Below are 13,375 nucleotides of genomic sequence, written 5' to 3' on the forward strand. Positions count from 1 at the left end.
CGCTGACATGACCAACCGCGACGACATGACGCTGACCTCCTCCGGGTTCTACGTGAGCCAGGAGGCGCCGATCCACCCGGACGACCCCACTCCGACGCCGACGAGCACCCCGCCGGACATCCTGCGCTGCGCCTACATGGAGCTCGTCGTCACCGACCTCGCTGCATCCCGCGTGTTCTACGTCGACGTCCTCGGCCTGTACGTGACCGAGGAGGATGACGAGGCGATCTATCTGCGCTCCACCGAGGAGTTCATCCACCACAACCTCATCCTCCGCAAGGGCCCGATCGCCGCCGTCGCCGCGTTCTCCTATCGTGTGCGGACGCCAGAGGACCTCGACCGCGCCGTCGAGTTCTACTCCGAGCTCGGCTGCGAGGTGCGCCGCAACGAGAACGGCTTCGTGAAGGGCATCGGCGACTCGGTGCGCGTGATCGACCCGCTCGGTTTCCCGTACGAGTTCTTCCACGCCACCGATCACGTCGAGCGGATGTCGTGGCGCTACGACCTGCACATCCCCGGCGAGCTGGTGCGCCTCGACCACTTCAACCAGGTCACGCCCGACGTCCCTCGTGCGGTGAAGTTCATGCAGGACCTCGGCTTCCGCGTCACGGAGGACATTCAGGATGACGAGGGCACCGTCTACGCCGCCTGGATGCGCCGGAAGCCCACTGTGCACGACACCGCGATGACCGGCGGCGACGGCCCGCGGATGCACCACGTGTGCTTCGCCACGCACGAGAAGCACAACATCCTCGCGATCTGCGACAAGCTCGGCGCGCTCCGCCGCTCCGACGCGATCGAGCGCGGCCCTGGTCGCCACGGCGTGAGCAACGCGTTCTACCTCTACCTGCGCGACCCCGACGGCCACCGCGTCGAGGTCTACACGCAGGACTACTACACCGGCGACCCCGACAACCCGGTCATCACCTGGGACGTGCACGACAACCAGCGCCGTGACTGGTGGGGCAACCCTGTCGTGCCCTCGTGGTACACCGAGGCGTCGCTCGTGCTCGACCTCGACGGCAACCCGCAGCCGGTCGTCGCGCGTACGGACTCGAGCGAGATGGCGGTGACCATCGGCGCCGACGGATTCTCGTACACCCGCGAGGGCGAGGACTCCATGCCCGAGTACAAGCAGGGCGAGTACAAGCTGGGCCACCAGCTGTGACGCTGCCTGCAGACACCATCGCGCAGATCGCGGCCGAGCTGGCCGAGGCCGACCGCGCGCACAGCGTGATCCCCCGCATCACGGCCCGGTACCCCGAGGCGACGGTCGAGGACTCGTACGCGATCCAGGGCGTCTGGCGCGATACGCAGATCGCGGCCGGCCGCCGGCTCGTCGGCCGCAAGATCGGCCTGACCTCCCGCGCGATGCAGCAGGCCACCGGCATCACCGAGCCCGACTATGGCGTGATGTTCGACGACACGGTGTACGAGTCGGGATCCGAGATCCCGGTCGACGACTTCTCGAACGTGCGCATCGAGGTGGAACTGGCGTTCGTGCTGAAGCATCCGCTCGAAGGTCCGGACTGCACCCTCGACGACGCTCTCGCCGCGATCGACTACGCCGTCCCGGCGCTCGAGGTGCTGAACTCGCACATCGAGCTGGAAGGCCGCACGATCGTCGACACGATCAGCGACAACGCCGCCTACGGAGCGATGGTTCTCGGTACCGTGCACAAGCGCCCCGACGAGATCGATCTGCGGTGGGTGCCAGGGCTGCTCTTCAAGAACGGCGAGATCGAGGAGACCGGCGTCGCGGCCGGCGTGCTCAACCACCCAGCCACCGGCGTCGCGTGGCTCGCGAACAAGTTCCACCAGCACGGCGCGCGCCTGGAGGCCGGCGAGATAATCCTGGCAGGATCGTTCACGCGCCCGATGTGGGTGGCGCGCGGCGACGAGGTGCTGTGCGATTACGGACCGATGGGAACAATCGAATGCCGCTTCATCTAGCCCCCTCCTTCCGCGCGCAACTCGCGGGATCAGACCGCCCGTTCGTGGGCATGTGGGTCTGCTCCGCCAGTCCGCTCCTCGCCGAGGTCGCCGCGGGCTCGGGCCTGGACTGGCTGCTGATCGACATGGAGCATTCCGCGACCACGCTGGAGAGCGTGCAGATGCAGCTTCAGGCGGTCGCGGCCTATCCGATCACCCCGCTCGTGCGGGTGCCGAGCAACGACACCGTCACGATCAAGCAGATCCTCGACCTCGGCGCCCAGAACCTCATCGTGCCGATGGTCTCCTCCGTCGATGAGGCGCGTGCCGCCGTCGCCGCCACGCGGTATCCCCCGCTCGGCGTACGCGGCGTCGGCAGCGCTCTCGCGCGCAGCGCACGCTGGAACCGCGTCGACGGCTACCTTCAGGACGCCTCCCAGTACACGTCCCTCACCGTGCAGATCGAGACGACGGCCGGGGTGGAAGCCGCCGCTGACATCGCCGCCGAAGACGGAGTCGACGCGATCTTCGTCGGCCCCTCCGACCTCGCAGCGTCGATGGGTCTGCTCGGCCAGCAGACGCACCCCGACGTGGTCGCCGCGGTCGAGCGCGTCTTCGCTGCGGCGAAGGCGGCAGGCACGCCGGTCGGCGTGAACGCCTTCGACCCCACCGCCGCCGACGCCTATCTCGCCGCGGGGGCAGATTTCGTCGCCGTCGGCGCCGACGTGGCGCTTCTCGCCCGAGCATCCGAAGCCCTGGCCGCTCGATTCATCCGCCCGGCGGGTGCGCGCACCAGCTACTGAGCAGGGACAGCCAGAAAGTCCTCGATCGCCGCGCGCAGCGCGGAAACGTTGCTGATCATCGGGTAGTGTCCGCCGGCGATCTCGACGATGCACGGATCGCGCAGCCGCGCGGCGTAGCCGCGCTGCAGCTTCGGCGGGATCTCCTTGTCACCGGCGGTGACAACGTAAGTGGTTCTCGGCACCGCCGCGAGCGCGGCGTTCGACGCCACTCGACTCAGGAAGTAGCTGCGCGGCTCCGGCTCGAGATCATCGATGAATCGCCGCACGGTGTCTTCGTCGACGCCGGCGCCGAGACCGTTACGGAGTGCCGACTCCGGCGGCCTGGTTCCCGCGAGCCGAAGGATCAACGGGAGGATCACCCGATTGGGGAACGGCAACGACGACGCGAACGAGGCGTCCGCCTTCGGGATGATGGCCGCGACCGCCAGAACGCCACGGACCCGCTCGGGGGCGAGGCGCGCCACCTCGCTCGCGACGACCCCTCCGGCGGAGTGAGCGATGAGGGTCAGGTCTCCCTCGGGGGCGGCGTCCAACGCGGCCCGCGCATAGTCGGTGACCGTCGCACTCTCGGCGGTCGGTCGCGGCGCCACCGTGGCGGAAGCGGATTGTCCTTCGATGACGGCGTCCCACGCCCATTCGGGGAGACCGGCGCCGGAAAGCAGAAGCAGAGAAGTTGTCATGTGAGTGAACCTATCCAGAGAGACCGACTAGCAAACGTCGGCTTTAGAGTGAATGTCGTGGCATTCTCCAAATCGACCGATCCCCACCTGACGCTCAGGCGGATCGAACGGCAGCACGCACTCATCGAGGAGCTGCGACGCCGTCGAGGTGCACCGCGATCGGCACTGTCCCTCGGCTCGGCTCTGGGTGTCACCGCACGCACCGTCGAACGAGACATCGCCCGGATGCGCGAGAGCGGCATCCCGATCCGCGTGCAGCGGGGCCCCGGCGGCGGCTATCTGTTCGACGTCCGTTCGGACATCGGCCCGATCCTGCTCGAGCCTGGCGAGATCGCCGCCCTTCTCGTCGCGCTGGTCGCGCTCGGGCCGACCGCGACGGACTCCGCGCGCACGAGCATGCACAAACTCACCCTCGCCCTGATGCCGACCGGAGATTCATGAGTCCCGCAGACACCACCGTCAAGACCCGCGGCCTGGGCGCGATGCAGGACCGGAACTTCCGATGGTTCTTCCTCGCGCGGGCGATCACGCTGATCACCGGGTCGATGTCGTCGATCGCGCTCGCGTTCGCAGTGCTCGACATCGACAACGATGCTCGTTCGCTCTCGCTCGTGCTCGCCGCGTTCACGATCAGCAACATCGTGTTCGTGCTCTTCGGCGGGGTCATCGCCGATCGACTGCCGCGAGCGCTGATCATCCAGTCCTGCTACGTCGTCGACATCCTCTCCATCGGAACGATCGCCGCGCTCCTGTTCACCGGGACGGCGACGGTTCCGTTGATCGCGATCCTCGCCACGATCAACGGAGCATCCACCGCCTTCGTGCTGCCGGCGATGCAGGGCCTCATCCCGCAGCTGACCACGCCGGAGCACTTGCAGCAGGCGAACGCGATGCTCTCATTCGTGCGCTCGATGGTGACGATCGGCGGCCCGATCATCGCGGGTGTGCTCGTGGCGACGGCGGGCCCTGCCTGGGCGATGGTCGTCCAGGCAGCCGGCTGGGTCGCCGCGATTCCGATCCTGGCCCTCGTGAAGCTGCCTCCTCCCGCACACGGCGGAGGGACGACGATGTTCCACGATCTGCGCGTCGGGTGGCGGGAGTTCTGGAGTCGATCGTGGCTGTGGGCGATCGTGCTCGCGTTCATGGTGATGAACGCGATCCACGTCGGCGCCTGGGGCGTGGCCGGACCGTACATCGCGAAGAACAACGACCTGCTGGGTATCTCCGGCTGGGGCTGGGTGGTCAGTGCCGAGGGCGTCGGCGTCCTGCTGATGACGCTGATCCTGATGTGGTTCCCGCTGAAGAAGCCGCTCCGCTACGGAATGATCGGGATGGCCGCGTTCGCCATTCCGCTGACCGTGCTCGGCGTGCACCCGGCTGTCGTGCTGCTCGCGATCGCGGCGTTCATCGCGGGGGCGGGCGCCGAGGTCTTCAGCACGGGGTGGAACCTCGCGATGATGGAGAACATCCCGGGCGAGAAGCTCTCCCGGGTCTCCAGCTACGACATGCTGGGCAGCTTCGTCGTGATGCCGATCGGCACGCTGATCTACGGTTGGCTGATCACGCATGCGGATGCCGCGACCGTTCTCATCACGTCGGGCATCGTGTACGCGGCCGTGGCATTGGCGACTCTGGTCGTGCCGAGCGTGTGGCGGATGGGTCGCCCGACGGATGCTCCGCTCGCCGACGCGGGCTGACCGGGCGCCATCGCCTCGCGCACTGGCGCATTCATAGCGACCCGCGCCAGACTGTGGACATGACCTTCGCCGCACTCCAGCCGCTCGCCGATCGAGCGATCCTGTTCACCTCGCTCCGCCAGGATGCCCTCTCCGCGGCCGCCGACGCACTCGGCGAGCACCGCTGGGACGCCGACATGCAGGCCGGAACGCTCACGTTCACCGCCAACGCCGACCCGAGCCGTCAGCTCGTCACGCGCGCGCACCTCGTCGCCACGATCGCCCCCGGCCCGCGCTCGCTGCTCTGGGCATGGGCGCACCCCCGCGGTGACGCCGCAGGACTCGCCTCTCAGCTGCAGGCGTACGGCGCCCAGCACGGCGTCGCCGAGCTCACCGCGCCGGAGCTCGCGTTCCCCGCAGACGCGGATGCGGATGTCGACGGCTGGATCGCCCGTGCTGCCCACACCGTGGGCGGAGTCGCCGTCGAACTGACCGGCCGGGCCCCGTACTACTCGGCCCCCGTCGGCGGCGGCACCAGAGCGGTCTTCATCCTCGATGCGCCGCTCGCCCCGCTGACGGTCGTCGACGCGATGATCGCGCTCCCCCGCATCCTGTCCGGACTCGCCCTCGCGGACGCGCGGACCGCCGTCTGGGATCTCGCCCGTCTCGCGAACTGGACGCTGACCTGGACGGATCAGTCCTTCAGCGGGGCGACCGTCACGGACGCGACGGGATCTGCGACCTTCCGTTTCGATGAGCAGGCGCGCATCACCGGCATCGAGAGCACCGTCGGCCCTCAGGTTCCCTGAAGGCCGCACGTTCCATGAGCAAGGGAGTCGCATGAAGAACGGAATCATCCGCTTCGCGTCGCTGTACGTCTTCAACGTCGCGGTGCTGCTTCTCATCGGGCTGCTGATGACAAACGTCCGTGTCGGCTGGCACGCACTCTGGGCATCCGTCATCCTCACGCTCGCCGCGCTGTTCGTGAAACCGACGCTCGCTGCAGCGTTCCGCAAGTCCGCGGCGAAGTCGGCCGCGGACCGTACCGGCGCCGGCGAGAAGGTCGTGCAGTACGCCCTCGTCTACGTGGTCGAGCTGATCATCTGGGTGCTGACGGTGTGGCTGAGCGGCGTCACCGTCGCCGGCTTCTTCTGGGGCTACGTGCTGCCGCCGCTCGGGCTGCTGCTCGGCTGGGTGATCTACGACCAGATCGACGACCGACTGCGCGCGAAGACGGCTGAGGTCTACGACAGCGTGCAGGCGAGGGTGCAGGGCTCTCGCCGCAGCACCGCGCCGACGGCGGCAGCGCCCGAGACACCGGAGACATCGGCCGCCCGCGCGGAACTGCACGACGGTCTCACGCCCGAGCAGCGGCGGATGCTGGACAACCTCTAGTCGCGCTGTCCGCCCGCAGAATGACGCGAACCTCGCAGAGAATCCGGTGATTCCTGCGAGGTTCGCGCGTTTCTGCGAAGTTCGTGCTGTTACCGGATGCTCAGACCAGCCGCTCCGCGGCCTCGACCACGTTGGTCATGAGCAGCGCGACCGTCATCGGACCGACCCCGCCGGGGTTCGGCGAGATCCAGCCCGCCACCGACGCGACATCGGGATGCACGTCGCCGAAGACCAGGCTCTTGCCGGTGTCGGCGTCCGACTCGCGCGTCACGCCCACGTCGAGAACCGCAGCTCCGGGCTTCACGTCCTCGGCGCGGATGAGGTGCTTGACCCCCGCCGCGGCGACGATGACGTCGGCCTCCCGCAGGTAGCGGGGCATGTCGACGGTGCCGGTGTGCGTGAGCGTGACCGTGGCGTTGATGTCGCGGCGCGTCAGCAGCAGTCCGATCGACCGACCGATCGTGACACCGCGTCCGACGACGACCACGTGCTTGCCCTTGAGGTCGTAATCGTTGCGCAGCAGCAGTTCGATCACGCCGCGCGGGGTGCACGGCAGTGGCGTGTGGATCGGGGCGTTGACGTTCAGCACGAGCCGGCCGAGGTTGGTCGGATGCAGGCCGTCAGCGTCCTTCGCCGGATCGATCCGTTCGAGGATCGCGTCGGTGTCGATGTGCTTGGGCAACGGCAGCTGCACGATGTAGCCGTGGCAGTCGGGGTCGGCGTTGAGTTCGTCGATGAGAGCTTCGACATCCGCCTGTGTGGCATCGGCCGGCAGCTCGCGCTGGATCGAGTTCATCCCGATCGCCTCGGACTGCCGATGCTTCATGCCGACGTAGAGCTGTGAGGCCGGGTCGGCGCCGACCAGCACCGTGGCGATGCCGGGGACGATACCCCGCGCACGAAGCCCGGAAACGCGCTCGGCGAGCTCGGCCTTGATCTCCGTCGAAGCGGCTTTGCCGTCGAGAATCTTCGCGGTCATGTCATTTCCATTCGCGGTCAGGCGTTTCCGTGTTTGTACACGCGTTTCGTCTCGTCGCTGCGCTCCTCGCTCAACGACCGGGAGGCCACCCCCGGTCGTTGAGCGAGCGAAGCGAGTCGAAACGTCGTTACTGCTGCAGGTCCGGGTACAGCGGGAACGCCGTGGCGAGCGCGTCGACACGGGCGCGGAGGGCCTCGACGTCAGCACCGGGCAGGAGCGCGAGCGCGATGACGTCGGCGACCTCGGTGAAATCGGCGTCGCCGAAACCGCGGGTGGCGAGCGCCGGGGTGCCGATACGCAGACCCGAGGTCACCATCGGCGGACGCGGGTCGTTCGGAACGGCGTTGCGGTTCACCGTGATGTGGATCTCGTGCAGGAGGTCCTCGGCCTGCTTGCCATCGATCTCGGCATCGCGCAGGTCGACGAGCACGAGGTGCACGTCGGTGCCGCCGGAACGCACCGCGATACCGGCATCCTTCACGTCCTGCTGCGACAGGCGATCGGCGATGAGCGAGGCGCCGCGCAGCACGCGCTCCTGACGCTCCTTGAACTCCGGGGTGCCGGCGAGCTTGAACGCGGTCGCCTTGGCAGCGATCACGTGCATGAGCGGGCCGCCCTGCTGACCCGGGAAGACCGCCGTGTTGATCTTCTTCGCGAGGTCGGCGTCGTTGGTGAGGATGAAGCCCGAGCGCGGGCCGCCGATGGTCTTGTGCACCGTCGAGGAGACGACGTGCGCGTGCGGCACCGGGTTCGGGTGCAGACCCGCAGCGACCAGACCGGCGAAGTGCGCCATGTCGACCCAGAGCAGGGCACCGACCTCATCGGCGATCTCGCGGAAGGCGGCGAAGTCGAGCGTGCGCGGGTAGGCCGACCAGCCGGCGATGATGACCTTCGGCTTGTGCTCGACGGCGAGGCGACGAACCTCGTCCATGTCGATGGTCGAGGTCTCGGGGTCCACGCCGTAGGCGACGATGTTGTAGAGACGGCCCGAGAAGTTGATCTTCATGCCGTGGGTGAGGTGGCCGCCCTGGTCGAGGGAGAGTCCGAGCAGGGTGTCGCCGGGGCGCGCGATCGCGTGCAACACGGCGGCGTTCGCGGTGGCGCCGGAGTGCGGCTGGACGTTCGCGAACTCCGAACCGAACAGCTCCTTGGCGCGGGAGATCGCCAGCTCTTCGGCGACATCGACCTCTTCGCAGCCGCCGTAGTAGCGACGGCCGGGGTAGCCCTCGGCGTACTTGTTGGTGAGCACCGAGCCCTGCGACTGCAGGACCGACACGGGAACGAAGTTCTCGGATGCGATCATCTCGAGGTAGCTGCGCTGGCGGTTCAGCTCGCGCTCGAGAACCTCGGCGATCTCTGGGTCGACCTCGGAAAGGGGTGCGTTGAAGTAACGATCGGTCATGACGTGCTCCTCTGACAACGGATTCGAAAGGGGGGGTCCTCATCGGCCCAGGCGCGCGGTCGAATTCCGTGGTCAGCCGCTCCCCGGTGGTAGTCCACCCAGACGCCAGTCGCGACGGTTACGAGCATAGCGGATGCAGGAAGCTGCTGACGGCGTGGCTTGAGCGCGCGTCATTGCTCCCGGACAGCCACTTCCCCTCCGAGAGCTCAGGAGCAGTTGGCCGGTCGAGTCGCCACCCCGTCAGTCAATTTCATTCGCTCGATAATCTTGAAACTCCCAGAATCCAATTTGCGCCAGCTCGAACACGACGTCGCGCCACATCTCCCCCGAAACAGATTCTGCGGCGGTACGTAGAACCCGTACAGCTTCACTCAGATTCAGAGATGACATCACCAACATGTGGCGGCCCAAAATCGGTCCCGATTCTTCAACTCTGCGCGCGAGCCACCGGGGAGTGCAAACCAAGATGTCGAAAGACTCCTCACCTGGACCGATGTCAGGTCCGATGAGTAAGCGGATCCATTGACCATCGTCAGAGGGATCCACGGAGTCGTAGGATTCGAAGTCAAAATCTGTACTGAATGCGTCGCGAACTATAGCTCTCACTGAAAAGATCCCGGTGGGGCTTGCAAGACCGCGGCCCATGCGCCTGAGCCGTCAAGATTCGCCAGCGCGTTGCCCTGACTCGAATCTGTACACCCGTCGCCCATCCAAGCACGTCCGGCCTGCCGGGCATTCATCCGCGATTCCAAGGATCGTCTTCCGTCACGCTGCGAATGCTAGTGATGGCATCGTCCACCTCGCTATCGCTGGGTCCGCGTAGTCCAGAGCCATTCCGCGGCGTCAGCGTAAACGAAACCTCGTCGCCGGAGGCAAGCGCAATCGTGAGCATCGCATACGACATACTGGTCGGCTCGCGCCGGGAAACTCTCACGATCTCGTCCTGCCGTATCGCTCGCGGTGCGGCACCCTCGCCGACACCCAATGCGTTCGGCCCAACACAGACATCCAGGCGCTCGCCGAGAATCAAGACCCATCCTGAACCCACGTACTCGCTCTCCTTTGCAGCACCCTTGCTGAATTCAGCTTGCGTGAAGGCAAAGCTGCTGGTTGCTCCTGCCGCGACCGCTTCCCGCGCAGCACGCCTCACCAAAGGCTTCCATCGGAGCGCCGTAATGAGCGATGCGGCAAAGAAGCCCAGTCCTGCGATGGAAGCAAGAAGAACGCTAGGCAGCGGCACCATCTGCAAGAACGGCACGACGAGACAGACAAGCCCCGCGATCGCAGAAACGCCTGCAGCGAAGTTGCGAGCAAGCGTAGTGGTGGGCCCGAATGGGGCGCTGTGCAGCCTGCTCATCCAGTCGTCCACTTCACTAGTCAATATTGGTTGTGCTCTCTGCTCCGCGTACGAAAAAGCCGGATAACCCTGTAAGAGGGGGCCGTATCCTCGGGCAAGGAGGAGCAACAGCCACCAAAGCCCCTCGAAGAACCTCACTAAGGACCTCCCACGCATCCGGTCCAACCCCTCGGATGAGGAGGGCCGGATTCGCGGCTCTCCTGCCGCACTGCTAATTCATAGTGGACACCAGGTGTGGCTGACGAGAGCGTGCACATCACGCATATGTAACGATGATGGATCTTTCACGTGAACGCCGTCGTATGCAGCGGGCAGGACACCTCCCGAGATCCACTCTCCCGCAGCGCACCCCTGCACGGTAGGTTTTGTTCATGGTCCTTACCCATTCCCTTCCGCTTGTTCCGGTGCCCGCATCCGCTGTCGCGGGAGACGGACGGATGCCACTCACCAGCGCCACGCGCGTGCACGGCGACTCCCCCGCGGCGGCGCAGCTGATCGATGCCGTCGAGCGTCGCAGCGGCATCCGCCTCTCCCCCGCCGATGACGCGACGAAGTTGGGCGACATCACGCTGCGCATCGACGCGTCGGTCGCTGAGAAGGAGGGGTACACCCTCCGCATCGGCGACGAGGCCGAGCTCGTCGGCTCCGATGAGGCCGGGCTTTTCTACGGCATCCAGACCCTCCTGCAACTGCTTCGAGAAGACGAAGACGAAGACGAAGCCGGGTGGGGCCTGCTCCGCGCAGACATCGCCGATGCTCCGCGATTCGGGTACCGCGGCGTGATGCTCGATGTCGCCCGCCACTTCTTCGGTGTCGACGACGTGAAGAAGTTCATCGACAGCACCAGCGCCCTGAAGTTCAACCACCTGCACCTGCACCTCAGCGACGACCAGGGCTGGCGCATCCAGATCGATTCCTGGCCGCTGCTCACCGAGCTCTCCTCGAGCACGTCAGCCAACGGTGACCCGGGCGGCTTCTACACGAAAGCGGATTACCGCGGCATCGTGGAGTACGCGGCATCCCGGCACATGATCGTCGTCCCCGAGATCGATCTGCCCGGCCACACCCACGCGATCGGCGTCGCCTACCCGGAACTGGTCGAAGCTCCGGTGATGAACGACAACCTGATCTCCGATTCAGAGCGCCTCGGCCAGCCGCTGCCCGTCGCCGGGGAGCGCTACCTCGGCTGGGGAGTCGGCCACTCCAGCGTGCGAATCCGCGAGGAGGGCACCTACGACTTCGTGCGCGACGTGATCCGCGAACTCGCCGAGATGACCCCCGGCCCGTACCTTCACATCGGCGGCGACGAGTCGCACGGCACCACCCAGGAGGACTTCGATCACTTCGTCGAGCGCGCCACCGCGATCGTCGTCGAGGCGGGGAAGATCCCAGTCGCGTGGCATGAGGTCGGCGCTGCCGACGGCATCGCCGAGGGAACCGTCGGCCAGTACTGGGGCATGACCACGCCCCAGGGAACGCACGCCGAGGAGGCCGCCCATTTCGTCGAACGCGGCGGCGCACTGATCCTGTCGCCGGCGGACGCCACTTATCTCGACATGAAGTACGACAAGGACTACCCGCTCGGACAGGACTGGGCCGCGCTCATCGACGTCCGCTCGGCGTATGCGTGGGAGCCGACGGCGGTGCTCGACGTGCCCGATGACGCGATCCTCGGCGTCGAGGCCCCGCTGTGGAGCGAGACCGTCGGCACCCTCACCGAGGTCGAGCAGCTCGTGTTCCCGAGGGCCGCGGCGCAGGCCGAGATCGTCTGGTCGCCGAAGAACGCTCCGGAACGCACCTGGGATTCGTTCCGCGTCAGGGTCGGGTCGCTCTCCCCACTGTGGAAGGCTGAAGGCATCTCGTACCATCCCGCAGCCGAAATCCCCTGGAGCCGACGATGAGCGTCCATTCCACCGAGACCGGTTCGCTGGTCATCCACTCCGCCCGCGTCATCGATCGCGGCGAACTCGTCGAAGACGCCTGGGTACGCATCGAGGGCGGCCGGATCGTCGCCCGCGGCACCGGCTCCGATTGGGCACCGGCCGATGAGGTCGTCGATGCGATCGAGATCGCCGGAGCGGGCGCCATCCTCACCCCCGGCTTCGTGGACATCCATGGACACGGCGGGGCCGGCGCCTCGTTCGATGACGGCGTGGAGGCCATCCGCACCGCCCGTGCACTGCATCGCGCACATGGCACCACGCGCGCCGTGATCTCTCTGGTCACCGGATCGCTCGATGATCTCGCCCGGAGCGTCGGCGAGATCGCCGATCTGATGACGACGGATGCGGACATCCTCGGCTCGCACCTGGAAGGGCCGTTCCTCGATCCTGGCCATCAGGGCGCGCACGACCCGGCGCTGCTGCGGGCACCCCTCGCGGCCGACGTCACGCGTCTGCTGGAGGCCGGTCGTGGCACCGTCCGTCAGGTCACTATCGCCCCTGAGCTGCCCGGCGGCCTGGAAGCGATCCGTCTGATCGTCGAGGCAGGGGCCGCTGCGGCCGTCGGTCACACCGACGCGGATGCGGCGATGGCCGAAGCAGCGTTCGACGCCGGCGCCTCCATCCTCACCCACGCCTTCAACGCGATGAACGGCATCCACCACCGGGCTCCCGGGCCGGTGCTCGCTGCCGCAGCTGATCATCGGGTGGTGCTCGAGGCGATCGCCGACAACGTGCACCTCGCTCCGCATGTCATCAAGTTGATCTTCGATGCGGCTCCGGGGCGCGTCGCGCTCGTCACCGATGCGATGGCCGCCGCGGGCAGCGCCGACGGTCACTACGACCTCGGCACCGTCAGCGTCACCGTCGCCGACGGCGTCGCTCGCGCCGATGAGACCGGCTCGATCGCCGGCTCCACCCTCACGCAGGACGTCGCTCTCGCACGAGCCGTGCAGGCGGGCGTCGGGCTGAGCGACGCTGTCCGAGCCCTCACCGAGACTCCGGCGCGGGCGATCGGCGCCGGCGACGAGATCGGTGCGCTGCGCACCGGCTTCGTCGGCGACGCGGTGCTCCTGGACGAAGGCCTGCAGGTCGCACGTGTCTGGGTCGGCGGACCGCTCTCCCGCTAGCCGGGCAGCTCAGGAGGCCGCCGTTCCCCAGCCGGCGGCCTCATTCCCCCTGAGTAGAGCGGGGGTCCGGGAATTCCTCCC

14 protein-coding genes and 1 riboswitch are annotated in these 13,375 nt (G+C 67.2%); of the genes, 9 read left to right on the forward strand and 5 right to left on the reverse strand.

The annotated features are described in order from the left end of the window. Positions 1-7: 7 nt before the first annotated feature. From hpaD to LTA6_RS01010, 3 genes are read left to right on the forward strand one after another with little or no spacing between them, the layout of a single operon-like run. Positions 8-1,168 (forward strand): 3,4-dihydroxyphenylacetate 2,3-dioxygenase, encoded by a 1,161-nt coding sequence (hpaD, locus tag LTA6_RS01000; protein WP_341975576.1) that lies wholly within the window; start codon positions 8-10, stop codon positions 1,166-1,168. 2 nt (positions 1,169-1,170) lie between these two features. Beyond that, entirely contained in the window at positions 1,171-1,953 is a 783-nt protein-coding gene (locus LTA6_RS01005) for a fumarylacetoacetate hydrolase family protein (protein WP_341978499.1), read from the forward strand. Further along, a complete protein-coding gene (locus LTA6_RS01010; RefSeq protein WP_341975577.1) occupies positions 1,938-2,735 on the forward strand; it encodes an HpcH/HpaI aldolase/citrate lyase family protein in 798 nt (265 codons plus the stop codon). The genes LTA6_RS01005 and LTA6_RS01010 overlap by 16 nt, the downstream gene beginning before the upstream one ends. Here the strand turns inward: LTA6_RS01010 and LTA6_RS01015 are convergent. Next, positions 2,729-3,415 (reverse strand): alpha/beta fold hydrolase, encoded by a 687-nt coding sequence (locus tag LTA6_RS01015; RefSeq protein ID WP_407358435.1) that lies wholly within the window; start codon positions 3,413-3,415, stop codon positions 2,729-2,731. The two genes, LTA6_RS01010 and LTA6_RS01015, sit on opposite strands and share 7 nt — an antisense overlap. 57 nt (positions 3,416-3,472) lie before the next feature. Here LTA6_RS01015 and LTA6_RS01020 point away from each other — a divergent pair, with 57 nt between their 5' ends. Genes LTA6_RS01020 through LTA6_RS01035 form a run of 4 tightly spaced genes read left to right on the forward strand, consistent with a single transcriptional unit; the run spans position 3,473 to position 6,486 of the window. Beyond that, entirely contained in the window at positions 3,473-3,856 is a 384-nt protein-coding gene (locus tag LTA6_RS01020) for an HTH domain-containing protein (protein WP_341975579.1), read from the forward strand. Further along, on the forward strand, positions 3,853-5,112 hold the full coding sequence (locus LTA6_RS01025; RefSeq protein ID WP_407358436.1) for an MFS transporter: 1,260 nt from the start codon (positions 3,853-3,855) through the stop codon (positions 5,110-5,112). The genes LTA6_RS01020 and LTA6_RS01025 overlap by 4 nt, the downstream gene beginning before the upstream one ends. A 59-nt stretch (positions 5,113-5,171) precedes the next feature. Further along, entirely contained in the window at positions 5,172-5,900 is a 729-nt protein-coding gene (locus LTA6_RS01030) for a DUF6882 domain-containing protein (RefSeq protein WP_341975581.1), read from the forward strand. Between the two features lie 31 nt (positions 5,901-5,931). After that, complete coding sequence (locus tag LTA6_RS01035; protein ID WP_341975582.1) at positions 5,932-6,486, forward strand: hypothetical protein; 555 nt, start codon at positions 5,932-5,934, stop codon at positions 6,484-6,486. A 100-nt stretch (positions 6,487-6,586) separates the two neighbouring features. Here the strand turns inward: LTA6_RS01035 and LTA6_RS01040 are convergent, their stop codons facing one another. The 4 genes from LTA6_RS01040 to LTA6_RS01055 form a co-directional block, all read right to left on the reverse strand. Then, the gene (locus tag LTA6_RS01040; protein WP_341975583.1) at positions 6,587-7,465 is read right to left on the reverse strand and encodes a bifunctional methylenetetrahydrofolate dehydrogenase/methenyltetrahydrofolate cyclohydrolase; all 879 of its coding nucleotides are present in this window, start codon (positions 7,463-7,465) and stop codon (positions 6,587-6,589) included. Positions 7,466-7,592: 127 nt separating this feature from the next. Next, positions 7,593-8,867, reverse strand: a complete 1,275-nt coding sequence (glyA, locus tag LTA6_RS01045) for a serine hydroxymethyltransferase (protein ID WP_341975584.1) — start codon at positions 8,865-8,867, stop codon at positions 7,593-7,595. 38 nt (positions 8,868-8,905) lie between these two features. Beyond that, a riboswitch (ZMP/ZTP riboswitch) is annotated at positions 8,906-8,990 on the reverse strand. A gap of 117 nt (positions 8,991-9,107) precedes the next feature. Next, on the reverse strand, positions 9,108-9,512 hold the full coding sequence (locus LTA6_RS01050; protein WP_341975585.1) for an Imm8 family immunity protein: 405 nt from the start codon (positions 9,510-9,512) through the stop codon (positions 9,108-9,110). Positions 9,513-9,603: 91 nt separating this feature from the next. Beyond that, positions 9,604-10,236, reverse strand: coding sequence for a hypothetical protein (locus LTA6_RS01055; protein ID WP_341975586.1), 633 nt, complete (start codon positions 10,234-10,236; stop codon positions 9,604-9,606). Positions 10,237-10,595: 359 nt separating this feature from the next. Here LTA6_RS01055 and LTA6_RS01060 point away from each other — a divergent pair, with 359 nt between their 5' ends. Then, entirely contained in the window at positions 10,596-12,125 is a 1,530-nt protein-coding gene (locus tag LTA6_RS01060; RefSeq protein WP_341975587.1) for a family 20 glycosylhydrolase, read from the forward strand. Further along, on the forward strand, positions 12,122-13,294 hold the full coding sequence (gene nagA, locus LTA6_RS01065) for an N-acetylglucosamine-6-phosphate deacetylase (RefSeq protein ID WP_341975588.1): 1,173 nt from the start codon (positions 12,122-12,124) through the stop codon (positions 13,292-13,294). The genes LTA6_RS01060 and nagA overlap by 4 nt, the downstream gene beginning before the upstream one ends. Positions 13,295-13,375 lie beyond the last annotated feature (81 nt).

Origin of the sequence: Microbacterium sp. LTA6 (assembly GCF_045690355.1) — a bacterium.
Taxonomy (GTDB): domain Bacteria; phylum Actinomycetota; class Actinomycetes; order Actinomycetales; family Microbacteriaceae; genus Microbacterium.